The sequence below is a fragment of the Micromonospora sp. DT15 genome (assembly GCF_049841475.1).
Lineage (GTDB): Bacteria > Actinomycetota > Actinomycetes > Mycobacteriales > Micromonosporaceae > Micromonospora.
The window spans coordinates 100,935-125,802 of the sequence record NZ_JBNCKJ010000002.1 but is presented as its reverse complement, the minus strand read 5'-3'; the positions used below and the strand labels follow the sequence as shown (position 1 = coordinate 125,802).

27 protein-coding genes are annotated in these 24,868 nt (G+C 72.3%); 8 read left to right on the top strand and 19 right to left on the bottom strand.

What is annotated here, in order from left to right:
* Nucleotides 1-112 precede the first annotated feature (112 nt).
* Together ACLQ3F_RS04675 and ACLQ3F_RS04670 are read right to left on the bottom strand one after the other, a co-directional pair.
* Nucleotides 113-1,390 (bottom strand): cupin domain-containing protein, encoded by a 1,278-nt coding sequence (locus ACLQ3F_RS04675; RefSeq protein WP_425846431.1) that lies wholly within the window; start codon nt 1,388-1,390, stop codon nt 113-115.
* A gap of 9 nt (nt 1,391-1,399) precedes the next feature.
* Nucleotides 1,400-1,642, bottom strand: coding sequence for a hypothetical protein (locus ACLQ3F_RS04670; protein WP_355103103.1), 243 nt, complete (start codon nt 1,640-1,642; stop codon nt 1,400-1,402).
* A 157-nt stretch (nt 1,643-1,799) separates the two neighbouring features.
* Here ACLQ3F_RS04670 and ACLQ3F_RS04665 point away from each other — a divergent pair, with 157 nt between their 5' ends.
* Nucleotides 1,800-2,561 carry a DUF72 domain-containing protein gene (locus ACLQ3F_RS04665; protein ID WP_425846428.1) on the top strand — a complete coding sequence of 254 codons (762 nt, stop codon included), beginning with the start codon at nt 1,800-1,802 and terminating at the stop codon, nt 2,559-2,561.
* Between the two features lie 44 nt (nt 2,562-2,605).
* On the opposite strand, the gene ACLQ3F_RS04660 is transcribed toward ACLQ3F_RS04665, so the two are convergent.
* The 10 genes from ACLQ3F_RS04660 to ACLQ3F_RS04615 all read right to left on the bottom strand — a co-directional run bounded on the left by ACLQ3F_RS04660 (nt 2,606) and on the right by ACLQ3F_RS04615 (nt 8,425).
* Nucleotides 2,606-3,034 (bottom strand): DUF2267 domain-containing protein, encoded by a 429-nt coding sequence (locus tag ACLQ3F_RS04660; protein ID WP_347661067.1) that lies wholly within the window; start codon nt 3,032-3,034, stop codon nt 2,606-2,608.
* Nucleotides 3,027-3,212 (bottom strand): hypothetical protein, encoded by a 186-nt coding sequence (locus ACLQ3F_RS04655; RefSeq protein WP_112676583.1) that lies wholly within the window; start codon nt 3,210-3,212, stop codon nt 3,027-3,029. Before ACLQ3F_RS04655 ends, ACLQ3F_RS04660 begins: the two co-directional genes overlap by 8 nt.
* Before the next feature lie 111 nt (nt 3,213-3,323).
* On the bottom strand, nt 3,324-4,196 hold the full coding sequence (locus ACLQ3F_RS04650; RefSeq protein ID WP_425846425.1) for a DUF72 domain-containing protein: 873 nt from the start codon (nt 4,194-4,196) through the stop codon (nt 3,324-3,326).
* A 48-nt stretch (nt 4,197-4,244) separates the two neighbouring features.
* The gene (locus ACLQ3F_RS04645) at nt 4,245-4,643 is read right to left on the bottom strand and encodes a TraR/DksA family transcriptional regulator (RefSeq protein WP_124823205.1); all 399 of its coding nucleotides are present in this window, start codon (nt 4,641-4,643) and stop codon (nt 4,245-4,247) included.
* 163 nt (nt 4,644-4,806) lie between these two features.
* Nucleotides 4,807-5,469: a uridine kinase gene (locus ACLQ3F_RS04640; RefSeq protein WP_357258138.1), complete on the bottom strand. Its 663-nt coding sequence runs from the start codon at nt 5,467-5,469 to the stop codon at nt 4,807-4,809.
* Between the two features lie 41 nt (nt 5,470-5,510).
* The gene (locus ACLQ3F_RS04635) at nt 5,511-6,116 is read right to left on the bottom strand and encodes a winged helix-turn-helix domain-containing protein (RefSeq protein ID WP_355007887.1); all 606 of its coding nucleotides are present in this window, start codon (nt 6,114-6,116) and stop codon (nt 5,511-5,513) included.
* Between the two features lie 247 nt (nt 6,117-6,363).
* Entirely contained in the window at nt 6,364-6,897 is a 534-nt protein-coding gene (locus ACLQ3F_RS04630; RefSeq protein ID WP_357204212.1) for a winged helix-turn-helix domain-containing protein, read from the bottom strand.
* Between the two features lie 50 nt (nt 6,898-6,947).
* On the bottom strand, nt 6,948-7,436 hold the full coding sequence (locus ACLQ3F_RS04625; RefSeq protein ID WP_357258136.1) for a rhodanese-like domain-containing protein: 489 nt from the start codon (nt 7,434-7,436) through the stop codon (nt 6,948-6,950).
* Nucleotides 7,437-7,479: 43 nt separating this feature from the next.
* Nucleotides 7,480-7,935: a cysteine dioxygenase gene (locus ACLQ3F_RS04620; RefSeq protein ID WP_425846419.1), complete on the bottom strand. Its 456-nt coding sequence runs from the start codon at nt 7,933-7,935 to the stop codon at nt 7,480-7,482.
* A gap of 112 nt (nt 7,936-8,047) precedes the next feature.
* Nucleotides 8,048-8,425 (bottom strand): signal peptidase I, encoded by a 378-nt coding sequence (locus ACLQ3F_RS04615; protein WP_357204206.1) that lies wholly within the window; start codon nt 8,423-8,425, stop codon nt 8,048-8,050.
* A gap of 64 nt (nt 8,426-8,489) precedes the next feature.
* On the opposite strand from ACLQ3F_RS04615, the gene ACLQ3F_RS04610 reads away from it, so the two are divergent.
* Nucleotides 8,490-8,882 (top strand): ankyrin repeat domain-containing protein, encoded by a 393-nt coding sequence (locus ACLQ3F_RS04610; RefSeq protein ID WP_357204205.1) that lies wholly within the window; start codon nt 8,490-8,492, stop codon nt 8,880-8,882.
* A gap of 31 nt (nt 8,883-8,913) precedes the next feature.
* Nucleotides 8,914-9,864, top strand: coding sequence for a DUF3500 domain-containing protein (locus ACLQ3F_RS04605; protein ID WP_425846415.1), 951 nt, complete (start codon nt 8,914-8,916; stop codon nt 9,862-9,864).
* Nucleotides 9,865-10,036: 172 nt separating this feature from the next.
* Here the strand turns inward: ACLQ3F_RS04605 and ACLQ3F_RS04600 are convergent, their stop codons facing one another.
* The 7 genes from ACLQ3F_RS04600 to ACLQ3F_RS04570 all read right to left on the bottom strand — a co-directional run bounded on the left by ACLQ3F_RS04600 (nt 10,037) and on the right by ACLQ3F_RS04570 (nt 18,989).
* Entirely contained in the window at nt 10,037-10,795 is a 759-nt protein-coding gene (locus ACLQ3F_RS04600; RefSeq protein WP_425846414.1) for a class I SAM-dependent methyltransferase, read from the bottom strand.
* 240 nt (nt 10,796-11,035) lie between these two features.
* On the bottom strand, nt 11,036-11,527 hold the full coding sequence (locus ACLQ3F_RS04595; protein WP_425846413.1) for a DUF2231 domain-containing protein: 492 nt from the start codon (nt 11,525-11,527) through the stop codon (nt 11,036-11,038).
* Between the two features lie 228 nt (nt 11,528-11,755).
* Nucleotides 11,756-12,496 carry a GAF and ANTAR domain-containing protein gene (locus tag ACLQ3F_RS04590; protein WP_425846411.1) on the bottom strand — a complete coding sequence of 247 codons (741 nt, stop codon included), beginning with the start codon at nt 12,494-12,496 and terminating at the stop codon, nt 11,756-11,758.
* 183 nt (nt 12,497-12,679) lie between these two features.
* Nucleotides 12,680-14,971 carry an accessory Sec system translocase SecA2 gene (gene secA2, locus ACLQ3F_RS04585; RefSeq protein WP_357204195.1) on the bottom strand — a complete coding sequence of 764 codons (2,292 nt, stop codon included), beginning with the start codon at nt 14,969-14,971 and terminating at the stop codon, nt 12,680-12,682.
* Nucleotides 14,972-15,047: 76 nt separating this feature from the next.
* Nucleotides 15,048-16,856: an ABC transporter ATP-binding protein gene (locus ACLQ3F_RS04580; RefSeq protein ID WP_425846408.1), complete on the bottom strand. Its 1,809-nt coding sequence runs from the start codon at nt 16,854-16,856 to the stop codon at nt 15,048-15,050.
* Nucleotides 16,857-16,897: 41 nt separating this feature from the next.
* Complete coding sequence (locus ACLQ3F_RS04575; protein ID WP_357204191.1) at nt 16,898-17,986, bottom strand: zinc-dependent alcohol dehydrogenase; 1,089 nt, start codon at nt 17,984-17,986, stop codon at nt 16,898-16,900.
* Nucleotides 17,979-18,989 carry a Gfo/Idh/MocA family protein gene (locus ACLQ3F_RS04570; protein WP_425846404.1) on the bottom strand — a complete coding sequence of 337 codons (1,011 nt, stop codon included), beginning with the start codon at nt 18,987-18,989 and terminating at the stop codon, nt 17,979-17,981. The genes ACLQ3F_RS04575 and ACLQ3F_RS04570 overlap by 8 nt, the downstream gene beginning before the upstream one ends.
* A gap of 203 nt (nt 18,990-19,192) precedes the next feature.
* Here ACLQ3F_RS04570 and ACLQ3F_RS04565 point away from each other — a divergent pair, with 203 nt between their 5' ends.
* The 5 genes from ACLQ3F_RS04565 (at nt 19,193) to ctaD (ending at nt 24,862) form a co-directional block, all read left to right on the top strand.
* Nucleotides 19,193-20,200 (top strand): glucosyl-3-phosphoglycerate synthase, encoded by a 1,008-nt coding sequence (locus ACLQ3F_RS04565; protein WP_387353932.1) that lies wholly within the window; start codon nt 19,193-19,195, stop codon nt 20,198-20,200.
* Between the two features lie 23 nt (nt 20,201-20,223).
* Nucleotides 20,224-21,363, top strand: a complete 1,140-nt coding sequence (locus tag ACLQ3F_RS04560; protein ID WP_425847374.1) for a glycosyltransferase — start codon at nt 20,224-20,226, stop codon at nt 21,361-21,363.
* Between the two features lie 84 nt (nt 21,364-21,447).
* Complete coding sequence (locus tag ACLQ3F_RS04555; RefSeq protein WP_328654569.1) at nt 21,448-21,906, top strand: DUF4383 domain-containing protein; 459 nt, start codon at nt 21,448-21,450, stop codon at nt 21,904-21,906.
* Between the two features lie 111 nt (nt 21,907-22,017).
* Nucleotides 22,018-22,746 carry an ATP-binding protein gene (locus tag ACLQ3F_RS04550; protein ID WP_425846401.1) on the top strand — a complete coding sequence of 243 codons (729 nt, stop codon included), beginning with the start codon at nt 22,018-22,020 and terminating at the stop codon, nt 22,744-22,746.
* Between the two features lie 124 nt (nt 22,747-22,870).
* Nucleotides 22,871-24,862 carry a cytochrome c oxidase subunit I gene (ctaD, locus tag ACLQ3F_RS04545; RefSeq protein ID WP_425846398.1) on the top strand — a complete coding sequence of 664 codons (1,992 nt, stop codon included), beginning with the start codon at nt 22,871-22,873 and terminating at the stop codon, nt 24,860-24,862.
* Nucleotides 24,863-24,868: the final 6 nt, after the last annotated feature.

The window sequence follows — 24,868 nt, the reverse complement described above, 5'->3', positions numbered from 1 at the left end:
ATCCAACAGGACGTCGCGTCTGGTGTCACTGGCCGTGCACCAGGTCCTCGGGACGTGAAGCGCCCTGGACAGGGTGTACCCAGGGCGCTGCGCCGGCCCTCGATGCGACCGGTCAGGCCGGGATCAGGACGGCCTCGCGGAGCAGGCGGCGGGCCAGGGTGACCCGGTCGGCGTCGTCGGGCAGGCCGGGCAGGTCGCCGACCCGGGCGACCACTCCGCTGAGCAGGGCGCGGGCGGCCGGCTCGCAGGTCGCCGGGAGGGTGATGGTGCGGTCGAAGAGCCGCAGCGCCACGCTGTCCGACCCGTGCGGCACAAGCTGCCAACGCAGGCCCGGCCGCAGGGTGAGCCGGGAGTCGGCGTCCAGTGTGGCCAGCGCGTCGGCCTGGGCGAGCGGTCGGATCGGCGCCGGGCGGGCGGCCGGCCAGGCGCGCTGGCGCAACCGCGCGGCGACGGCGCTCGGGTCGGCGCGCAGCAGCCAGTCCCGCAGCGCCTCCACGGTCTCGGTCAGCTCCGGCTCGATGGCGTCCGGGTCCGCGACGTCGGTGCCGAACGGCAGGCTGGCCCGCAGTCGCTGGTCCTCGGCGGACAGCGCCAGCAGCTCCTCGACCAGGGCGTAGCGGGTGAGCGCGCGAATGCCCACGGTCAGGTGCAGCGAGCTGGCGTCCTGTGCCTGCGCGCTGTGCAGCCACCCCCGGGGCAGGTAGAGGGAGTCACCGGGGGCGAGCACCACGTCCAGCGCGGCCGGACCCTGCGCGGTGGCGCCGACCTCGTCGGCGCGTCCACCCCACGGCTGCTTCTCCAACGGGTCGGGCAGGACCGGCCGGTGGATCCGCCAGTGCTTGCGGCCGTCGACCTGGAGCACGAACACGTCGTGGGTGTCGTAGTGGGTGGCGAAGCCCTGGCTGCCGGCCGGGGTCAGGTAGGCGTTGATCTGCAACGGCTGGTTGAGCGCGAGGCCCAGGTCGCGGGCGAAGTCGACGAGCGGCGGCCAGATCCGGTGCAACCCCTGCAACACGAGGGTGGCCCCGGACGCGTACTGCTCCAGGACCCGCTCGTCGAGCACCTGGTCGCCGATCTCGGCGCCCGCGCCGCCACCGCCGGTCCAGCGCGAAGCCGCGACCAGCTGGCCGTCCTTGGCGACGCGCAGGAACGGGGTACGCAGACCGCGCCGGCTCAGCAACTCGTCGGCGTCGGCGGGGCTGAGCAGGTCGGTGAAGCCGGCCGTGTCGGGCAGTTCGGCGGCTCGGGACAGCAGCGGGGTGTGCCCCCAGTGCGCGGCGGCGAACTTGGCCGGTTCGACCGAGACGCATCGGGCCAGCGCCGCGGTGGCCTCGGCGGACGCAACCGCCGGGCGACCGTGGTGGCCGCCCGGCGGGTCGAGGTAGGTCATTGCGAGCCGCTACCGGGCGCTGCCGTCAGCGCCACCGTCCTGCTGGCCCGGGGTGGCACCACCATCGGCGGGACCCTCCGCGCTGCCATCGGCGCCACCGTCGTGCTGACCCGGAGTGGCACCACCATCGGCGGGACCCTCCGCGCCGCCGTCGGCGCCACCGTCGTGCTGACCGGGGGTCGCGCCGCCGTCGGCCGGACCCTCCGCGCCGCCGCCGCCGGTGGTCTGCATGTCGTCATCGTTGAGTGCCATCGGTACTCCCTCGGGTGTGCCGCCCCGCCGTACGCCGGGGTCCGTCGTGTTGCGGGTGGTACCCCACGCGCGATCTTCTCTAACCCTCACCGTAGACGCCGAACCGGGGCGACACGGGCAGTTCGCGAGCGGCGGCGGAGAGTGCCAGGATGGGTGGGTGATCCTGGTGGGCACGTCCGGCTGGCAGTACCGGGACTGGCGCGGGCGCTTCTATCCGCAGGGGCTGCCGCAGCGGCTCTGGTTGGAGCACTTCGCAGCCGGGTTCGCCACGGTCGAGGTCAACAACGCCTTCTACCGGTTGCCCGAGCGGGACACCTTCGCCGCCTGGCGGGCGCGCACCCCGGCTGATTTCTGCGTCGCGGTGAAGATGAGCCGCTACCTCACCCACATCAAGCGACTGCGTGACCCGGAGGAGCCGGTGGCCCGGTTCCTCGGCCGCGCCACCGCGCTCGGTGACCGGCTCGGCCCGGTGCTGCTGCAACTGCCACCGAACCTGCGGGCGGACGTGGAGGCGCTGGACGCGACGTTGCGACTGTTCCCGACGCAGGTGCGCGTCGCGGTCGAGCCCCGGCACCCCTCCTGGTGGACCGACGCCACCCGTGCGGTCCTCGAACGGCGTCGGGCAGCGCTGGTCTGGGCGGATCGGCTGGGCCGCCCGGTCGCCCCCCGCTGGCGCACCACCGACTTCGGCTACCTGCGGCTGCACGAGGGGCGGGCACGGCCGTGGCCGCGTTACGGTCGGGCCGCGCTGCGGTCCTGGGTGAGTCGGCTGACCGACGCCTTCGGCGCCGACGAGCCGGCGTACGTCTACTTCAACAACGATCCGGGCGGGGCCGCGATCGTGGACGCCATGGCGTTCGCCGCGCTCGCCCGCCGGGCCGGGCACCCGGTGTCGCGGGTGCCCGCCGAGGACGACTGAGCCCGCCCGACAACAGTCGGGCGGGCTCGCGGTGTGTCAGACCGTCACGGCATCATCGTGGCGAGGTCCTTGGGCATGGTGTCCTTCACGTCCTGCCACTCACCCTGGGTGACGTGGCGGCGCAGCGTGTCCAGCACCACCTGCGTCACCCGCTCCGGGCCACCCTCCGCGTCGTACGGGAAGCCCTGCCGAACCTCGTAGAGGAAGTCGTCACGGTTGAGCTTGATCGGCACGTCGGACGGCACCCAGCCATCGAAGTAGATGCCCCGTACCAACACCGGCAACTGTTGGGCGAACTCCACGCTCTCGTCCACCGGCAGCCGGTCGCGCAGCAGGTGCAGCACCGTGCGCAGGGCCGCGTACGACTGGTTGCGCCGTTCCTTCGGCCAGCCGTACGCATTCTCGATGTCCTTGAGAATGAGGTTCGTCTTGTCCAGCGAGGACTCGAACGCCGAGATCATCGAGTCAGCCATCGGTCGACCCCCGTTCCGTGGTGTCCCACCGTCGGTCGTCGGCGCGGCGCGGCGGCCCAACCGGGCCACGGCGGGCCCGCACCGGGCTGCCCTGTGGTGCGCGCCGGGCGTTGTCGGCCGTGCCGACCACGTGCAGGACGGCACCACGCCGTCGATCCGTCACCACTCGAACCGTCATCCCCGTCACCTCCGTGTCGTCTCCGGCGTCGGCCGCCCGTGGACGGCCGAACCCACCGCGTCCACCCTGCCGGCTGGTGGGGTGAGTCGTCCCCACCCTGATCGGGTGAGGTCAGTCGACGTCGAGGAGAGCCGCGAGGGTCGCGGCGTTGGTCTGCGCGTAGTCGCGGTAGCAGTTGTTCATGAGCACGTGGGTCTGGCCTGCCTCGTCGGCCAGCTCGCGCAGCTTCGGCGCCCAGTCGGCCAACTCGCGCTGGGAGTAGTGGTAGCCGAACTTCTCGTGGATGTCCTTGCTGGTCCACTTGTCGCTGTGCCCGTGGAAGCGCATGACCGCGAGGTCCGCGGTGGCGGCCAGCACCGGGGGCAGCGACGAACGGTGGCCCTGCGGCATGTCCACACAGACGTACGGCAGTTTGTGCTCGCGCAGAAAGGCCAGGGTCTCGTCGGCGTTGTCGCCGTCGAACCAGGACGCGTGCCGGAACTCGTACACCGGACGCAGCGGCGCGCAGCGCTTCGCCACCTCCAGCAGGTACTGCTTGTTGGCCCGCTTGATGGTGAACCAGGGTGGGAACTGGAACAGCAGCGCGCCCAGCTTGTCGGCCTCGACCAGCGGGTCCAGCGCGGACAGGAAACGCGTCCACACCTCCTCGTACGACTGCGCGGGCAGGTCGTCGGGGTAGACGTTCTTCTTGTCGGTCTCCGGGCGCAGGTCCTTGTAGAGCGCGCTGACCCGGGTGGGGTGCCCGGTCAGCAGGCTGAACGCCTTGACGTTGAAGGTGAAGCCGGCCGGGGTGCGTTCGGCCCACAGCCGCGCGGTCGCCTCGGCGGGCGGCGAGTAGTAGGTGGCGTCCACTTCGACCAGCGGGAACTGCTTGGCGTAGTAGGCCAGCCGCTTCTCCGGGGTGTCGGCGGTCTGCGGATACCACCCCGAGTCCAGCAGTGTGCGGTCGGTCCAGGAAGCGGTGCCCACGAGGATGTCACCCATGGCTGAAGTCCACCGCGTCCGGGACCGACCGGCAACCGCTGGGGTGGCTCAGGCCGCCCGCCGCTCGCGAGTCTGCTTGCACGTCACGCAGGTGGTGGCGGACGGGAAGATCTCCAGCCGCTCCACCGGGATCGCCGCCGAGCAGCCCTCGCACCAGCCGTAGGTGCCCTCCTCGAGCCGGCCGAGGGCGTGCTCGTACTGGGCGCGGCGGTCGAGGATGGTGCGCAACAGGGACTGGGCGGTGTCCCGCTCGGCCGTCTTGGTGCCGCTGTCGGCCTGGTCGTCGCCGGCGGTGTCGCCGACCTCCACCAGCCGCAGCACCTGGCTCTGGAGCACCGCCTGGTCGTACTCCGCGGTCAGCTCGTCGTAGCGCGCCTGGAGCGACTGTCGGATCTGATCGATCTCCGTCTGGGACCGGGCGGTACCGACCGTGTCGTGGACGAGCATCGCTGCCTGCCTTTCCTGGGCCTGTGGCACAAGGTGAACCGGGTGCCGCGGCGCGGGGCCCCGGTCACGGTCGCGTTCGGTGCGCGGGCGATCACCCGTGCTCTGTGAGCCGGGCGAGTACCCGCCGGACCAGCCGGGCAAACCGACAAATTCTCGGTTGTTGTCAGTCGTCGTCGCCGGGCTCCACGAGCGCCGGTCGGCGGGGGTCGTCGGCGCGTACCACGACGTCGGCGAAGCTTGCCGGGACGACCTCCTCGGCGTACCGGTCGAAGGCCGGCAGCGCCCACTGCTGGGCCGCTTCGGTGCGTCGGCGAAGCGCCGCCGGGGACAACTCCAGGTGGACGGTCACGTCGAAGGGCAGGCCGCCGCCGAGCAGCAGCGAGCCGCTGACCAGGACGACACCGCCGGGTGCCAGGTCGACGTAGCGGGCACGGCTGGCCCGGTCGGCGTCGGCGTCCCAGAGCGACGGGAGCAGCCGGCCGCTGCCGCCCGCAGCGGCCGGGTCGAGCACCTCCCGGCGCAGCCCGGCCTCGTCGACCCAGGCCTCGTAGAAGGAGTCCGGGTTGGTGCGCCCCAGCTCGAAGCGCAGCGACGCGGGGCGCAGGAAGTCGGTGGCGCGGACGTGCAGCACCGGGTGGCCCTGCGCGCGCAGCGGGTCGACCAGCGCCGCGGCCAGTTCGTCGGCGCCGGCGGCGGGGGCGCCGTCCACTGCCACCCGCAGCCGCGCGGGCCCGGCGGCGGCGCTCGCGGCGCGGGTCGCCGCGTCGGCCAGCCGGCCGGTCAGCTCGGTGACGAGCAGGTCGGGCGAGATGGGGCGGATGCGCACCGGACCATCCTGCCCCGCGCCGGGTACGTGGGTGTCGCCGGTCAGCCGCTGCGGTCGATGGTGACCCGGGCGTCGTCGGCCAGCCGGTAACCCACGCCGTAGACGGTGGTGACCAGTGGGACGTCGACGCCGACCTTGCCGCGAAGCCGACGCACGTGCACGTCGACGGTGCGCACGCCGGCGTGCTCGTAGCCCCAGACGGCGTTGAGCAGTTGCAGGCGGGTGAACACCCGGCGCGGGTGGGCGACCAGGTGCAGCAGCAGGTCGAACTCCAGCCGGGTCAGCGGCAGCGGCTCCTCGTCACGCAGCACCGAGCGCGACGAGGCGAGGATGTGCAGGGCGGGAATGGTCGGGCTGATCGGGCGGGCCGGCGACCGGTTGGCGGGCGCCTGGTCGGGGCGGCGTTCGGTCGGGACCGAGCCGATGATCACGCCTTCGCCCCGCTCCAGCATCTCGCGAGCGGCCTCCAACAGCCGGCGTGCCGCCGGGGTCAGCGACTCCTCACAGGCCAGCGGGATGGACAGCGTCACAGTGAGCACGGGCGCGGCGGTGTTCGCCGGGCGACGCTGGCCGCCGGGAGGTCGACCGGGCACCGCGGGTTGGGACGTATGCCATCCGGCACGCGACGAGGCGGGGCTGACCGACATGGTCCTCCTTGGGCTGGTCCGGGTATCTCCCCACGGCCCGGGACGCCGCTTCATCGATGCTTCCCGGCGCCTGGGCGAGGGTCAAGAGGCGGCTACGTTGCATGAATGTGACAATTGACGAACGCATCGGAGCCGGATGCTCGCTCTGCGTACGAGTCCTGATGATTACAGCAGAGTCGTCGACATGCCCCGTTACGGGGGTCCCCGACCGGTTCACCAGGCGGTCACGTCGCCTCCGCACCAGGGCTCAGCTGCTGTGATCCACGCTGATCAGGGCCTCGTCGGCCAGCCGGTAGCCGACGCCGTAGACGGTGGTGACCACCTCCGAGCCGGCCAGCTTGGCGCGCAGCCGACGGACGTGCACGTCCACCGTCCGGGCCACCGCGTGCTCGTAGCCCCAGACGCTGGAGAGCAGTTGCAGTCGGGTGAACACCCGGCGGGGCCGCTCGGCCAGGAACAGCAGCAGCTCGTACTCGATGCGGGTCAGCGCGATGACCCGGTCACCCTGGCGGACCATCCGCGAGCCGGCCAGGATGCGGACGTGGTCCGGTGCGGCAGGGCGCGGGGCCGGTCGCGGCCCCGACGCGGGCTCCTCCACGGCCCGCAGTTGACCCTCCCCCGATTCGGCCAGCTCACCCAGCAGCTGCACGAGCCGGGCCAGTCGAGGGCTCAGCGGCCCGGGGACGAGGTCGAGGGTGATGGTCAGGGTCGGGCTGGTGCGCGGACGGGCCGACGGGCGCACGCCGGGGTGACGGCGCGTGGGGATGGCGACGACGGACATGGTGCCTCCTGAGTGGCGGTACGCGCGCCACGCCGGGTGTGGCGTGACGGTCAGCGGCGCGCCCACCCGGCGTTGACCGGGGACGCGAGGGGTGAAGGGTGGTGCAGTGGGGTCGGGCCGAGGGCCGGTAGGCCGGCGATGCGCCAGGCCGCGAACCCACCGACCACATCGGTGGCCCGGTGCAGGCCGACGTCCTGCAACGCGGCGGCGGCCAGCGACGAGGTGTAGCCCTCCTGGCAGAGGATCACCACCGGCACGTCGTAGTCGACGGCCTCCGGCAGCCGGGCCGCGCAGCGTGGGTCGAAGCGCCACTCCAGCACGTTGCGTTCGACGATGAGAGAGCCCGGCACCACGCCGTGCGCGGCCCGCTGTGCCGCCGGGCGGATGTCGACGAGCAGCGCTCCGCTCCGGTACGCGAGGTGCGCCCGCTCCGGGTCCAGCCGGCGCAGCCGGGCCCGCGCGGCGGCCAGGATCTCGTCGATGCCCCGGGAGCCCGGTGGCGGCACGGGGGCGGGACAGTGCTCGGCGGTTGTCTGCATTCTCGGATTCCTTCCGGTGACAGGGGGTTCTCGGGGCGCGCGACTACCAGGACCGGCCGGCCTCGGCGACCTCGGCGACCCGCAGCCGCCCGTCGAGGAGGTGGTAGCGGGTCATCCGCAGCAGCGCCGGCCGGTAGACGTGCACGCTGACCGCCGGATCGACGCCTCGGTTGGTCACCTGGTGCACGTGCCGGGGGCCGAAGCGGCGGCTTGCACCGGCCGGCAACAGTCGGGGGCGCAGTCGGCCGGCGCTGACCGTCTCCTCGGTGAGCACGCCGCTGACCACTCGGAACGCCCCGGAGGAGCCGCCGTGGTCGTGCAGGTCGGTGCCCTGCCCGGGCAGCCAGCTCAGCGCCCACACCTCGTGATCGTCGCCGACGGCGAGGCGGGCGTACCAGCGCTCGGCGGGATCGAAGCGCAGCGCGACCGGCCAGTCGGCCGGGTCGGCCCACCCGGCGGCAACGGTGAGCAGGTCGGGCTCCGGACGGTGGTGCGTCATGGCGGTTCCTCGCGGGTCGTTCGGCGGGGTGCTCTCGTACTCTAGACGGCAAAGCCTATAGGTTTAGTAGGTAATTCCGTCTGATGGGACGCAGGTCATCCGCTCGGGTGAATCAGCGCAGCACCGGCGGGTCCGTGCGATAGCCCGGCAACGAGGGCCAGCGCACTGTCAACACCACCGACGCGCGCTCGGCGAACCAGGAATGGTCCACCCCACGGGCCCACACCACGTAGTCGCCCGGAGCGGCCAGCCGTACCGTCCGGTCCGGCAACTCCACCCGGAAACACCCCTCGACGAGTACGAGCAGAGTGGTGCGCACCTCGCCGGTCGCCCACCGCGCCCGGGCCTGCCCGGGCGGATGCACGCCCCACTTCACCTCGACGTCGGTGCTGTGCCGGATCTCCCCCGGCGGCGCGAAGTGCCCGAGCAACCAACCAGCGTTGGTGGCCCCGTCGACGCCCGCGTTGCCCACGTACACCGTCTCACCCATCGGACCCCTCACCCTGCACACCGGCCGAGCAACCTATCAGGACCGAAGTGACTAACCTGGAACGGTGACCGAGAACCTCGACGCCGAGACGCTGGCGTTCGCGCACCGGATGTTCGACCTGGCCCGTGCCGGCGCCACCGACGACCTGGCGGCGCAGATCGACGCCGGCCTGCCGGTCAACCTCACCAACGACAAGGGCGACACGCTGCTCATCCTGGCCGCGTACCACTCCCACCCGGACACGGTGGCCGCCCTGCTCAGCCGCGGTGCCGACCACACCCGAGCCAACGACCGAGGTCAGACCGCGTTGGCAGCGGCGGTCTTCCGCAGCAGCGCCGAAGCGGTCCGCGCACTCCTCGCCGCCGGCGCGGATCCGGCACACGGCAACCCGTCGGCCATCGAGACGGCGCGCTTCTTCGACCTGCCGGAGATGACAGAGCTGCTGCGCGTCGGCTGACACCGGCACGGCCGGCCGGTATACAGGGTCGGTGGAAGATCCCCTGCCGGAGCAGATGCGGGCGTCCGCGACCGCGCTGCTGACCGCGCTCGACCCCGCCGCCCGCGAGAGCGCCGTGCACTCGTTCGACGACGAGGCGGCCCGACGCTGGCTGGAATACCGGCCCCGACCCCGACCGGGCGTCTGCCTCGCCGAACTCGACGTCACCGCCCGCAAGGCCGCGCACCGGTTGCTGGCCACCGCGCTCAGCCCCTCGGCGTACGCACAGGCGATGGCGATCATCTCGCTGGAGGAGGTGCTGGACCGGGCCGAGGGCTGGCAGCGCGGGCGGCACAGCGCCGACTACTGGGTGGCCGTGTTCGGTGACCCCGCGCGCGACGACCGTTGGGCGTGGCGACTCGAAGGGCACCACCTGTCGGTGAACATGACAGTGGTGGACGGTCAGGTCTCCCCCGCGCCGATCTTTTTCGGCGCCAACCCGGCCGCGGTCCGCTACGCCGGCCGGCCGGTCTCCCGCCCACTCGGTGTCGAAGAGGACCTGGCCCGCGCCCTGCTCGACGCGCTGGGTCCCGCCGAGCGGGCCGCCGCGATCATCGCCGACGAGGCGCCGGCGGACATCATCAGCGCCACCCGTGGGCGGGTCGACGGGCCGCTGGAGCCCCTCGGCGTACCGGCGCAGCGGCTGGGACCGACCGGCCGCGCCCTGCTCGACCAGGTGGTCGCCCTCTACCTCGACCGGTTGCCGCCCGAGCTGGCCATCCGGGAAGCGACCCGACTGGACTCCGGCCCGTTGCACTTCGCCTGGGCCGGCCCGACCCACCCCGGGCGGCGGCACTACTACCGGGTGCAGGGCGACGACCTGCTGATCGAGTACGACAACACCACAGCGGACGGCAACCACGCGCACACCGTGCTGCGCCGCCCCGCCAGCGACTTCGGCGCCGACGTCCTGGCAGCCCACCACCAAACCCACCCCCACTAACCCCACCCCACCCGCCCTCACCCCGCCCCGCCCCGCCCCGTCGATCTTGCAGTTTCGGTGGTCGGATTGCCCTTCTGGACAGCTTTTGCCGGGGCAGAAAGTGCAAGATCGACGCGTATCGGGGGCTCGTGCGGGGGCGGGGTCTGGCGGGGGCGGGGCGGGGACGGGTGGTTCAGGGGTGGGTGGCTTCGATGAGGAAGCGTTGGGCGTGGGCGACGAAAGGGCCCTCTTCGGCGATGCGGTGGTGGAGGTCGCGCAGAGGTGCGCGGTAGCCGTCGACGGTGAACCCGGGCACGGTCCAGATCACCTTGCGCAGGAACCAGACCACCGCGCCGATGTCGGCGAACGTCGCCCGCAGCGTGGCCCGCCGCAGATCGACAACTCGCAGGCCAGCGGCCTCGGCGGCGGCGACCGCGTGTTCGGGGTGCCGCTGGGTCGGCGGTGGCAACGGCCCGAGGATCGCCTCACTCAGCTCCCGCATGGTGCCGGCGCCGATCTGCTGGGACAGGAACGTCCCGCCGGGTCGCAGCACCCGCGCCGTCTGAACCCAGTCGGTACGCACCGGATGCCGGCTGACCACCAGGTCGAACGAGGCGTTGCGAAACGGCAGCGGCCCGTCTGGGGCGACCGCGACCACCGACGCGCCGACCCGACGCAGGGTCCGGCGGGCGACCTCCACGTTCGGCGGCCACGCCTCGGTCGCCGTCAGCAATTGTGGGGGACGGGGCACTTCGGCGAGCACCTCCCCGCCGCCGGTGTCCACGTCCAGCGCCGCGTCGGCCCGCGCCATCCGGTCGGCGACCAGCCTGGCGTACCCCCAGGGTGGACGCTCCTCGGTGGCCCGGCCAGCCAGCCAGTCGAAGCCCCAACCATCGACGGGCGCGGCGGCTGCCTCTGCGATCAAGTCCTCGGCGTCACGCTCAGCGGTCATGGCGGTCAGCCTCGCGGCCGGTCACCCGGCCGGCAACCCAATTGCCGCCGCCCGGGCGAGGGTGCCCGTGAGCCTCTGCTCCTCAAGCGCGGATCTGGAGGATCCGAGCGCCTTCGGGGCCCATGTCGTGCGGCTCGGCCAGGTCTGCCCGGGGGAAAGCCCGCGAGCTGGCGAAGCGCCATGTAAGCGGTGCCATGCAGGGCCCAGGTGGCAGGCGCGAGATCTTCGGGAGCGAAGGTGTCAGCGGATCGTGGGCCGACCAGCCGTACGGATGCCGGCGAGCGCGTCCAGGCCGCCGGTCTCGGTACGGCCGCTGTCAAACTGACGCATCAGCCGTGCGCCCAGGTGCACGCCGACCGCGCCGACGGCCAACGCGACCAGCTCGGTGGCCAGGATCGGGACCGACGCGCCGTGCTGCGGGGATTGTGACCGGACCAGGCAGGTGAGCAGGAACATGGCTGCCATCAGCGCGTTCACCAGGTTGAAGGCGACAGCGGTGCGGCGGGTACGGTCGCCCGGCACGTCCCACAGGTCGACCATGCCGGCCACGGCGGTCAGTGCGGCGGCGACGAGCGCGGCGACGCCCGTCCAGTAGCCGACCTCGCCGAGGAACGCGGGCCCGCCGACGACGTCGGTGAGGTCGAAGACGGTGGCGCTGACGAAGAGCCCGAGCGGGAACGTCACGAGCATTGGTTGGATCGGGTGCCCCTGCACCCGCAGCCGGCTCTGCATCGGTCCTCCCCCGGGTCGGCGCAGCTCACCTGACCAGAGTGCTACCCGAGGGCGGTCGCGACGAAACGATGCCGCCCGACTCGCCGGCAGCAGAAAGAACGGGCACCGGAGCCGCCGCCGGACCAGCGCTGATCAACTCGGGCTCCCGGAAGTCGGGGCGTCCGCGCGACTGCGACACCCGGGTTCAAGGACTCACGGGCGGCGCCACGGTGGAGATGCCGGCCGGGGTCAGTTGTCGCGTTGGCGGGAGACCGTCCGGACCAGGCGCTCGGCCACCTCGCGCAGCGGGATGTCCAGCGACGAGGCGGCGGTCCGCAGCACGTCGAGGGCCTCGGCCGGAGGGCACCCACGCTGCGTCATGATGACGCCGACGGCCTGGCCCACCACCCCGTCGTGCAGGAGTGAGGCGTCCCGTTCACCGGCAAGGGTGAGCTGTCGGTTGCGGTCACGGACGGCGGCGAGCAGCAGACCGGCGTGTTCGGCGAGCAGCATGGCGGTCAACTGGTGTTGCGGGGTCAGCAGGTCCGGCGCGGCGGCGTACAGGTTGATCGCCCCGATGACCTGGTCGTCGATGTCGACCGGTGCGGAGATCACCCCGCGTACGCCGAGGTCGCGGGCGTGCGCCGTCCAGGCCGGCCAGCGGGGCTCACCGGTCAGGTCAGCGGCGAGGATCATCTCGCGGAGATGGATCGCGCTCATCGCCGGCGTGTCCGGCCCGTGTCGCAGGTCGTCCAGCCCGGCCAGCCCTTCGTCGGAGGCGGCCACCCCGGCCGGCTCGCCGGCCCGCAGGGCGGTGAACCCGCACCAGCGCACTCCGGCGACGGCGTCCCGCGTGACGCGGACCAGGGCCAGCAGCGCCTCATCAAAGTCGGTCAGGGCGATCAGCCCGGCAGTCAGCTCCCGCAACAGTGCGGCTGCTTCCAGCACACCAAGGATGTGCACCACCGGTTCCCGCGTGTCGAGGTTCACCGGTTCGCAGCCTCCGTGCCGTCTCGCGCTTGCCCGGTACGCTTCGTCACCTGTGTCATCGTCTGCTCTCTCCCGACTCGACCGACCAGCCCTACTACCCTGGGAAACCTGGGTCGAAACGGCGTAAATCGGGGCCCCGGTCGCGCGCGGAGGCGCGGTCGGGGCCCCGACGCGGTCGATACGTCAGCGCGAGCCGCCGCCGAGCCGCCGCCCGATCGACGCGATCAGACGGTCGAGCTCGGACCCGAACGGGTTGTCGTGCACCAGGTACGTCCAGGTGGCGGTGGGCCGGACCAGGGTGCCGTCGTCGGGCTGCCAGTCCTCATCGAATTCGGTCTCGGTGAAGGTGGCGATGGTGCGGGCCTCGATCTCCGGGATCAGGTCGTTGAACGCCGGCACCGCGGCCCGGTGGAACTCGTCCAGCGGGTCGAGCCGGCCCAGCGCGCGCAGGTGCACGCCCTCGCGGACCTCGGACAGCTCGGCCAGGTGCTCGGCCCAGAGCCGGTCCAGGTGGAAGAGCGCGATCGACCGGGCGGCACGGGCGAGCAGGTCCTCGTCCATCTCGCCGGCCTTCTCGGGCTCCTTCTCCAGCAGCATCACCGCGGCCACGTCGCTGGTCAGCAGTCGCTCCCGGCGCGCGGCAAGGGCCTTGCGCTGCTGCTCGATGACCACGCTGTAGCGCCAGGTGTTGCGGTGGATCTCGTGGTTGACGCCCTCGGCGACCCGCTGGGCGTGCTCCACCGCGTAGTCGACCTGCTCGTCGGTCACCAGACCGTCGGCGTTCATCCGCGGCGACGCCGGCACCGAGTCGGCGGCGTGCCGGACGACGAGGTCGTCCTCCAGGCTGACGAAGAAGACCGAGCCGCCCGGGTCGCCCTGCCGGCCGGCCCGACCACGCAACTGGTCGTCCACCCGGCGGCTGTCGTGCCGGCCGCTGCCGATCACGTAGAGCCCGCCCAGCTCGGCGACCCGCTCCTGGTCGGTCTGGTCGCTGCCGCCGAGGCGGATGTCGACGCCACGGCCGGCCATCTGGGTGGAGACGGTGACCGCGCCGTACGCGCCGGCCTCGGCGATGATCGTGGCCTCTTCGTCGTCGTTCTTGGCGTTCAGCACGACGCACGGCACCCCGGCGGCGTTCAGCCCGGCGGCGAGCCCCTCGGACTCCTTGACGTCCAGGGTGCCGATCAGCACCGGCCGCCCCTTGGCGTGCGCGCGCTGGATCTCGTCGACGAGCGCCTCGTCCTTCTCCGCCCGGGTGGCGTAGATGCGGTCCGGCTCGTCCTCGCGGATGCACGGGGTGTTCGGCGGGATCACCGCGACCTCGAGGTTGAAGAACTCCCGCAGTTGGTCGCCGACGAGCACCGCGGTGGCGGTCATCCCGCACACCTTCGGGTAGAGCGCGATGTACGCCTGCATGGCGATGGTGCCGAGCACCTCGCCCTCGGCGGTGGCGTCCAGCCCCTCCTTGGCCTCGACAGCGGCCTGGAGACCGTCCGGCCAGCGGCGGCGCTGGGCCACCCGGCCGCGCATCTCGTCGACCAGCTCGACGGAGCCGTCCCGGACGATGTAGTCCACGTCACGGTGCAGCAGGGCGTGCGCGTGCAGCGCCACGTTGACAGCGGAGAGCTGCTCGACGTGCTCCTCGTCGTACAGGTCGATGCCGAGCTTGGCCTCCATGGCGGCCAGGCCGGCGGAGGTGAACGCCACGCTGCGCCCGTCCTCGGCGACCGTGTAGTGCTTGCCCTTGCGCAGGCCACGAACGAGCGCGGCGGCGGCGTGCACCGGGTCCTGCTCGCCCGGCACCGCGCCGGCCAGGACCATCGGCACCCGGGCCTCGTCGATCATGATCGAGTCGGCTTCGTCGACGATGGCGGTGGTCAGCGCGGGCTGCACCCGGTCTTCCACGTCGGTGACCAGCTGGTCGCGCAGGTAGTCGAAGCCCGCCTCGCTGACCGAGACGTAGGTGACGTCGCAGGCGTACGCGTCGCGCCGCTCCTGCGGGGTGGAGGCTTCGTTGACCCAGCCGACGGTGAGGCCGAGCAGGGTGTAGACCGGCTCCATCCACTGGGCGTCGCGGCGGGCCAGATAGTCGTTGATGGTCAGCACGTGCACCGGGCCGTTGCCGAGCCGGACGTGCCCGTACGCGGCGATCGTCGCGGTCAGTGTCTTGCCCTCACCGGTGGCCATCTCGGCGACCTTGCCGGAGAGCAGCGACATCGCGCCGAGCAGCTGCACGTCGTACGGCCGCTGGTCGAGGCCGCGGCGGGCGGCCTCACGGCCGACGGCGCAGATCTCCTCGTAACCGGCGGCGGCACCCGCGGCCGCGGTCAGCTCGGCGTCGTCGAGCGCGGTGAGCTCAGCCTCGCGCGCCTCGATCGCCGGGAGCAGTTTCTCCAGCGGAGCAAGATCCACGGTCGAGCCGGGGCGCTGGAGGAACCGCCGGAACTTGCTCTTGAACCGTTGCGACACACCCATGAGCGGCAACGGTACGCGATTCTGGCCGGCGTGCGCGGCCCGGTCGCCCGGCAAGTTCGCCGCGACCGGGCGTCGGTCACCCGACCAGCAGTTGGTGACTGGCGAGTTCCCGGTACAGCGGGTCGGTGGCGGTCAGTTCGGCGTGGGTACCCACTGCCACCACCCGGCCGCCGTCGAGGACGACGATCTGGTCGGCGTCGACCACGGTGGCGAGCCGGTGCGCCACGATCAACAGGGTCCGGCGGACGGCCACGGCGTCGATGGCGCGGCGCAGCGCGACCTCGTTGCGGGAGTCGAGGTTGCTGGTCGGCTCGTCGAGCAGCAGCACCGGCGGGCCGGCGAGCAGCGCGCGGGCGATGGCCAGCCGCTGCCGCTCACCTCCGGAGAGCAGCACTCCGCCCTCGCCCACCTGCACGTCGAGGCCGAGCGGGGTGCGCTGCGTCAGGTGGCCCAGGTTGACCTCGTCCAGGACGTCGCGCAACCGGTCGTCGCTGGCGTCCGGTGTGGTGATCAGAAGGTTCTCCCGCAGCGTGCCGGCCAGCACCGGAGCCTCCTGCTCGACGTAGCCGAGTCGGGCCCGCAGCGCGTCGCGGGGCAGGTCCCGTACGTCGGTGCCGTCGAGGCGGACCGCGCCGGCGCTCACCTCGTAGAAGCGCTCGACCAGGGCCAGCAGTGTGGACTTGCCGGCGCCGGACGGACCGACCAGGGCGGTCCGGGTGCCGGCGGCGACCGCGAAGCTGACCTCGTGCAGCACCGGCTCGCCGCCCGGGTAGCCGAAACTGACCCGGTCGAACTCGATCATCGGGGTCGGGCCGCGCGGGGTCGCCGTCGCGCTGCCGGGCGCCGGCCGGTCGTCCGCGCCCTCCGCGGGGACGGCCAGGATCTCCTCGATCCGCTGGAGAGCGCCGAGGCCGGACTGCAACTGGGTGTACGCCCGCAGCACCTGCCCCAACGGCAGCGCCAGCAGGAACAGGTACATGACGAACGCGACCAGGTCACCGACCGAGATCGCCCCGGCCGCGACCCGCGCCCCGCCGATGCCGAGCACCAGCAGGAACGCGCCCTGCACGGTGACCGAGCCGATCGGGCCGACCAACGCCTGCACCCGGGCCACCCGCAGCCCCGCCGCGTACGCCTCGCGCGCGCTGCCGGTGACGGTCTGCGTCTCCCGGGTCTCGGCGCGGCTGGCCCGGATGGTCCGGGCCGCCGAGATGGCCCGCTCCACCGCCGAGGTCATCTCGCCGATCCGCTCCTGGGCGACCCGGGCGAGCGCCCGGACCCGGCGGGCGAAGGTGGCGGCGAAGATCAGCCCCAGCGCCACCCCGAGCAGGGTGACGCCGAACAGCAGCGGGTCGAGCAGCACCATGGCCGTGCCGGCGCCGACCACCGTCACCGCCCCGGTGACCGTCTCGAACAGCCCGGAGGTGACGACGGCGCGCAGCAGTGTGGTGTCCGAGCCGACCCGGGAGAGCAGGTCGCCCGTGCGGCGGCGGTCGTACTCGGCGATGGGCAGCCGCAGCAGGTGGCCGGCGAGCCGACGCCGGGTGCCCAGCACCACTCCTTCGGCGGTGCGTTGCAGCAGGTAGTCGCGCAGCCCACCGATCGCCGCGCCGAAGACCACGAGGGCCACCAGCACCGCCACCAGCCGGGACACGCCCTGCTCGGCGCCGATCCGCTCGAGCACCGACCGGGTGAGCAGCGGCTGCGCCAGCGACGCCGCCGAGCCGATCAGCGACAGCGCGCCCACCACGACCAGGGTGCCGCGGTGCTCCCGCAGGTACGGCAGCAACGCGGCCAGGCCGACCGACCGGCCCCCGGGGCTGCCGTCGGCCGGCCGGTCGGTCGAGGTGTCGCCGGGAACCGGCCGTTCCTGCACGGTGCTCATGTCGCGAACGGTAGCCGCCCTCGGCACGCGGCGACGGCGGCTCAGGTGGCGAGCACCACCTGAAGCTCCTGGCGACGACGCTCGGCCAGGTCGGTGAGGAGGGCGGGCGCCTCGTCGAACGGCACCACCGCCGAGACGAGATGCTTACGGATCGCGTCGCCGTACGTCCGGAGCAGGTCGACGGTCTCGGCGGAGAGCCGTTCGCGGTCCCAGGTGGGCGCGAGCCCGCGAGGCACCCGGCCGATCTGGGCGCAGCGCAGCGACAGCCCGTTGTGGTGGAACTCCTCACCGAGGCGGACCGCGTCCGCGCCGCCCTGGTAGAAGGCGAGGTCGATGACGGTGCCCTGGGGCCGCAGCAGCCGCAGGGCGAGGTGCAGCGCCCACGCCTGCCCCCGGCACTGGAACACCACATCGGCACCCCGGTCGCCAGCGGTGTGCGCCCAACGGGTCTTGAGCACCACCGCCGGGTCGTCCGCGTCGGGGTCGAGGGTTTCCAGACCGAGCGCCTCGGCGACCTGGCGGCGGTGCGGGGTGGGGTCGAGCACCACCACCGACGCGGCGCCGTTGCGTCGGGCGAACAACGCCGTCAGCAGCGCCACGACACCGGCGCCGACGACGGCGACCCGTCGGCCGCGTACCCCGTCGCCGAGCGTGCGGACGTCGGTGCCGTGCAGGTCGGCGGCGGCGTGCAGCAGACCGTTGGCGCAGATCGGGCCCATGTGCGCGACGTAGACGCCGAGCAGAGGGTCCAGGTCGTCGGGCAGCGCCACGAACCGTTCGGCGACCGGGTCGGCCAGCCAGCCGGTGCGGTGCCCGTACGTCATCGCGCCGACAGTGCCCACCGCGACGGCCGGCGTCTCGCTCTCCACCACCCGGCCGACCTGCATGTAGCCGAGTCGGGTCACCGGGTAGGGGGTGCTGGCCGCGCCCGGCTGGAACAGGCCCAGGTCGGGGTTCCAGGTGACGTTCAGGTAGGGGTTCGTGCCCTTGACGTAGCTCAGCTCGGTGCCGGCGGAGACACCGCTGAACAGCGTCTCGACCCGGAACGTGCCGGGGCGCAGCGGGGCGGCGTCCTGCTCGACCAGGTCGACCCGACCGGGGCCGGTGACCACCACGACCTTGTCACGCATCGACTGCCACCCCGGTGGTGAGCACTGCCGGCGCGGTCGCGGTGGCGATCCGCACGGTGGTGCCGGTTCGGGCCGAGTCGGCCACCGCGAGGGCCAGGCGCTGGGTGGCGAGGGCCTCGGCGTACGGGACGCGCACGTCGTCGCCGATGCCACGGACGGCGTCGACGAAGGCGCGGTCCACCGCCACCCGGGCGGCTTCCGGGTCGGCGGGGACGTGTCGTTCGCCGTCGGCGTCGCGGATCGACAGCCCTTCCTCGGTGATCGCGATAGCCAGCCCGTCGGCGAGGATCTCCAGGCCGGCGCGGTGCTTCCAGCCGAGGACGCAGGCGGCGCTGAGCGTGCCGACCGCGCCGTCGGCGAAGCGCAGCGCGGCGGTGGTCACCGAGTCGATGTCGGCGCCGTCGACCGGCGGTGGGGTGCCGTTGCCGTACGCGGTGACCTCGGTGACCTCGCCGGCCAGCACGCGGATCAGGTCGAGCACGTGGGCGGCCTGCTCGACCACCGGCCCGCCGGAGCGGTCCCGGCGCGACCACCACGCCACCGGGGGCACCTTGTCCAGCCAGGCGCCGCTGACCATTCGCACCGGACGGTCGGCGAGCAGGTCGCGGGCCTGGTCGAGCACGCTCAGGTAGCGCCAGTGGTGGCCGACGGCGGTGCGCAGCCCTCGCCGCGCGACCAGGTCGGCGATCCGCTCGGCGGTGCTCAGGTCGACCGCGACGGGCTTCTCCACGAACATCGGCACCCCGGCCTCGATCACCGCCTCCTCGGCGGGGCCGTGCGCGAACGGTGGCACGCAGACGTACACGGCGTCCAGATCGGCGTCCAGCAGCGCGGCGACGTCGGCGAAGGCCCGCCCGCCGTGCTGGGCGGCCAGCGCGGACGCCGTCTCCGGCGCCACGTCGGTGACCCCAACCAGCTCGACGTCGTCGAACTCGGCCAGCACCCGCGCATGACGCTGTGCCACGCCGCCGGCACCAACCAGCCCCACCCGACAGTTCCGCATCCCCACACCCCTTCGAAGACTTTTCATCTGCGATGGGAGCAGTCCCCTGAGCTGTGCGCAATCAAACGTTCATCACCCGGGAACGAATTGTCGTCACCTCTGTGATCAAGCTGTTGCCGAGAATGCGGTTAGCGGGTGATGAGGAATGGGAACAACCAAATTCGGTTTTTCCACGCACGAACGGAGGGGTGCCCGTGCGGGATATGACATCGACTGTGTCGCCTGTGGTCGAGGCGTGGGCTACGTACCGGACGACGGCGGCGGCCGACTGGCCGACCCGTCGGCTGATGCGCGCCAAGGGTGAGACCCGGGTCAGCGTGGTGCTGCCGGCGCGCAACGAGGAGGCCACCGTCGGCGCGATCGTGTCGACGATCCGGGAGCACCTGATGGATCGGGTCGCACTGGTCGACGAGCTGATCGTGGTGGATTCCCGCTCGACGGACCGGACCGCGCAGGTGGCCCGTGCCGCCGGCGCGGAGGTGGTCAGCCAGGACGCGATGACCCGGGGGTTGCCCCGGCTGACCGGCAAGGGCGACGCACTCTGGGCAGGGCTGGCCGCCGCAGAGGGAGACGTGGTGGCGTTCATCGACGCCGACCTGCGGGAGTTCCGGCCGCACTTCGTGAGCGGGCTGCTCGGGCCGCTGTTGACCGACCCGTCTGTCGACTTCGTGAAGGGCTTCTACCACCGCCCTCTGGTGGGCACCGCCAGCGTGGAGCAGGACGGCGGGGGCCGAGTGACCGAGTTGATGGCCCGACCGCTGCTGAATCTCTTCTGGCCCGAGCTGGCCGGCTTCGTGCAGCCGCTCGCCGGCGAGTACGCGGGCCGCCGGGACGTGCTGGCCCAGGTGCCGTTCGTCTCCGGGTACGGGGTGGAGACGGCCATGATGATCGACCTGCTCGACCTGGTCGGCCTGGACGCGCTCGCGCAGGTCGACCTCGGTGAGCGCAAGCACCGCCACCAGGACACCGCCGCCCTGGGCCGGATGTCCGCGCAGATCATGCTGACGGCCTGGACCCGGCTGCAACGGCGCGGCTGGGCGACCCCCGGGTTCGCGCCGGAGTCGTTGCTGACCCAGTTCCGTCGCGGTGGTTCCGACACCCTGCCGAACCTGGACCGCGAGATCGTGGTCAGCGACGTGTCCATCGAGGAACGCCCGCCGTTGGCCGAACTGCGCCACCGGGTGCCCCGCCGCCGGGTGGCCGCCGCGTGAGCGCCAGGAGCCTCACCGTGCTGATGAACGCCGGCCCGTGGCTGTCGGTGCCGCCGCCCGGTTACGGCGGCATCGAGAACGTCATCGCCACGCTGGTGCCCGAGCTGCGGCGACTGGGCGTACGGGTGGTGCTCGCCTCGGTGGGCAGCAGCACCCTGCCGGTGGACGAGCAGGTCTCGGTCTTCGCCGACGGGCAGTTCGCCGCATTGCAGCGGCCGTACAACCAGGTCTGCGGAATCGCCCAGGCGCACCTGGCCGGGGTGGTCCGGGAGCTGCACTCCCGCGACGACATCGACCTGGTGCACGATCACGTCGAGGCGGTCGGGCTGGCCACCCTCGCCGCGATGGGGCCGTCCGGGCCGCCGACCCTGCACACCCTGCACTGGGACCTGGCCAAGCACCCGGCGCTCTACGGCAGCCTGGACGGCGGCGACCGGGTCCGGGTCAACGGCGTCTCCGCGTCGCAGCTGGCCCGCGCCCCGCTGGCACTGCGGGAGCACTCGGTGGGGCACGTGCACCTGTCCACGCCGCTCGCCGTCGACGCCGACCGGCGATCGCGACCGGACAAGGGCGAGCACCTGCTCATCCTCGGCCGGATCAACCCGGGCAAGGGGCAGGACGTGGGTGCCCGCCTCGCGCACCGGGTCGGTATTCCGCTGGTGCTGGCCGGCCCCGTCGGCCCGTACCACCGGCCAGCCGACCTGGCCGCTGCCGGCGACGAGGCCCGGCAGAACCCGGACGTGCGGTTCTTCCTCGACGAGGTGGCACCGCACGTCGACGGTGACCTGGTCCGCTGGATCGGCACGGTGGCCGGCCAGGAGCGCGACGACCTGCTCGCCAGCGCCCGCGCGTCGCTGTTCCCGCTGCGGTGGGAGGAGCCGGGCGGCACTGCTGTCGTCGAGTCGCTCGCCCTGGGTACGCCGGTGGTGGCCACCTCCCGGGGTTGCCTGCCGGAGCTGATCGAGCACGGCCGTACCGGGCTGCTCACCGCCGACGAGGAGGAGTTGGGTGACCTCGTCCTCGCCGCCGAGCTGCTCGACCCCGACGAGTGCCGGCGGGTGGCCGCGCAGCGCTTCACGCCTGCGGTGATGGCACAGCGTTACGTCGAGCTGTACGAGCAGGTCCGGCAGTCGGCGAGCGCCCCGAGGTTGCTGCCGGCCTGACCGGTGGCGGTGCCAACCGGTTTGCCGGTCGCACGGGCGGGTAGCCGGCAGCGCTCATGCCCGCCGCGCGACGAGGAGCCGGGAATGGTCGGACCGATGGCGCACTCCCGGGCCCGACCCAACCCGGCCGACGGCAAACCGCCGGTCCGTCGCGCGGCGGCGACGGTGGGCGTGCTGTTCCTGCTGGTCGGCGTGCTCGGCTTCGTGCCGGGGATCACCACCGGCATGGACGCGCTGCGCTTCGCCGGCCACGACTCGGGCGCGTACCTGTTCGGCGTCTTCCAGGTGTCGGTGCTGCACAACCTGGTGCACCTGGCGTACGGGGTGGTGGGTCTGCTGCTGGCCCGGACGGTCACCGGCGCTCGGGCGTTCCTGATCGGCGGCGGCGCGGTCTACCTGGTGCTCTGGCTCTACGGGCTGGCGGTGGACCACGACACCGGGGCGAACGTGCTGCCGGTGAACGACGCCGACGGCTGGCTGCATCTGGGGCTCGGCGTCGGCATGATCGCCCTGGGCGTCCTGACCGGCCGGCCTCGTCGCTGACCTGGGGTCGCGGCGACGTGACCTGCCTCGCCCCGCCGTCGGTCCGGTTTGATCGGGAGCGGCCTCGGGTAGTTGGCAGATCCCGACCCAGAGCAGCGAATTGAGGCGCCAATGTCGAGCGGGATCACCTGCGAGGTGCGTACCACCGCACCGGTGGCGGTCGTCCGGCTCACCGGCCCCCTGCACCTGGGCACGATGCGCTCGGTGCACCAGGCGCTCAGCGACGCGTTGGTCGACCAGCCGGAGGCGCTGGTGGTCGACATGGCTGGGGTGCGCGTGGAGGACCGGTTGGCGCTGTCGGTGTTCGCCGCGACAGCCCGCCGGGCCGAGGAGTGGCCGGCGGTGCCGGTGCTGCTCTGCTCCCCGTCGCCGATCGCCGCCCGATGGCTGGCCGAGTCGACCACCTGCCGGGTGCTTCCGGTCTCCGCGGACTGCGCGGAGGCGACCCGGTTGGCCGGCACGACGTCCACGTTGCGGATGCGGGCCCGGCTGGAGCCGGTGGCCGGTGCCTGCCGGCGGGCCCGGGAGCTGGTCACCGAGGCGTGCGCGCGGTGGAATCTGCCCGACGCGTCCGGCCCGGCCGCGTTGGTGCTCAGCGAGCTGGTCGGTAACGTGGTCCGCCACGCCGGCACGCCGATGCAGGTGACGGTGACCCTGCGCCGGCCGTATCTGCACCTGGCCGTGGTGGACGGCAGCAGCGCCGAGGCCCGTGCGGGTGGGACGGACCTGCACGCCGAGGGTGGGCGAGGGTTGATGCTGGTCCGGGAGCTGACCCAGCGGTGGGGCAGCGTGCCGGCCGGTCAGGGCAAGGCCGTCTGGGCGATGCTGCCGGCAACCTGAGCGTTCGAGGTGCTTGCATCGGTCCTGGCGATCTGCCCGAAATTACCGTCATTGGCTGGTTACATGGTGTGAGGGTGGGTAGAGCACGCCCGTCCTTTCTGCCGTCACGACGGGGTGAGCAGCCATGCCCAAGCGGGTAACCACAGAACCCGGTCGAGATCGGGGCCCGGCGATCCTGGCACCGGCCCGCTTCGGGGGCTTCCCCGGACCGGTACGCGCACCGGTTCCCGGCAGCTCGTTGATCAAGTTCCTGGCCACTACCGACCACAAGCAGATCGGCCTGTTGTATCTGCTGACCTCCTTCGGCTTCTTCCTGTTGGCCGGCCTGGAGGCGATGGTGATGCGGGCCGAACTGGCCCGCCCGGGGATGCAGATCCTGTCCCCGGAGCAGTACAATCAGCTCTTCACCTCGCACGGCGCGGTGATGCTGCTGCTCTTCGCCACTCCCGCGGCGTTCGGGTTCGCCAACTACATCGTGCCGATCCAGATCGGCGCGCCGGACGTGTCGTTCCCCCGCCTCAACGCGCTCGCCTACTGGCTCTACCTCTTCGGCGGGCTGATGGTGGTCGGCGGCTTCCTCACCCCGCAGGGGTCGGCGGACTTCGGCTGGACCGCGTACACCCCACTGAGCAGTGTCGAGAACAGCCCCGGAGTGGGCGCGAACATGTGGGTGCTCGGCCTGGTCGTCTCCGGGCTCGGCACCATCCTCGGCGCGGTCAACCTGATCACCACGATCCTGACCCTGCGCGCCCCCGGCATGACCATGTTCCGAATGCCGATCTTCACCTGGAACATGCTGTTCACCAGCGTGCTGGTGATCCTCGTCTTCCCGCTGCTGGCCGCCGCGCTGCTGGCGCTCTCGGCCGACCGATTGCTCAACGCGCACGTGTACGACGCGGCCACCGGCGGCCCCATGCTCTGGCAGCACCTGTTCTGGTTCTTCGGCCACCCCGAGGTCTACATCATCGCGTTGCCGTTCTTCGGCATCATCACCGAGATCATCCCGGTCTTCTCCCGCAAGCCGCTCTTCGGCTACACGGGGATCGTGCTGGCCACCATCGCCATCACCGTGCTGTCGATGACGGTCTGGGCGCACCACATGTTCGCCACCGGCCAGGTGCTGCTGCCGTTCTTCAGCATCCTGAGCTACCTGATCGCGGTGCCCACCGGTGTGAAGTTCTTCAACTGGATCGGCACCATGTGGAAGGGTCAGCTCACCTTCGAGACGCCGATGCTGTTCGCCATCGGCTTCCTGGTCACCTTCCTGCTCGGTGGCCTCACCGGCGTCCTGCTGGCCAGCCCACCGGTCGACTGGCACACCCACGACAGCTACTTCGTGGTGGCGCACTTCCACTACGTGGTGTTCGGCACCGTGGTCTTCGCCCTGTTCGGCGGCTACTACTTCTGGTGGCCGAAGATGACCGGGCGGCTGCTCGACGAGCGGCTCGGCAAGGCGCACTTCTGGACCATGTTCATCGGCTTCCACGGCACCTTCCTCGTGCACCACTGGCTGGGCAACGAGGGCATGCCACGCCGGTACGCCGACTACCTGCCCACCGACGGCTTCACCACTCTGAACACCATCTCCACGATCTTCTCGTTCATCCTCGGCCTGTCCACCCTGTTCTTCATCTACAACGCCTGGAAGTCCTGGCGGTACGGGGCGATGGTGACGGTGGACGACCCCTGGGGCTTCGGCAACTCCCTCGAATGGGCCACCAGCTGCCCGCCGCCCCTGCGTAACTTCGACCGGATGCCCCGGATCCGCTCCGAACGTCCGGCGTTCGACCTGAAGTACGGCCCGCTCGTCGCCGATCTGGGCCGCGACCTGCCGCAGCGCGCCACCAAGCCGCCACAGCACCTCGCCGAGGAGTTCCGGATGGAGCACCACGCCCCGGAGTCGCCGTCCGCCGAGGGCGCGCACGGCGCACGCGACGCTGTCGACTACCAGCCGGCGCCGCGCTCCGGCGCCCGGCCGGTGGACGTGCCGGAGCCCGAGGGCGTCCGCCGGCCGAGCTTCGAGCAGAGCGACCCGCCGCAGGACGCCGAGGACGCGCCGAAGCCGCACGAGCGCTGGCGCCACCCGCACAGCGACGGCAACACCGAAGAGCGCTGACCAGGG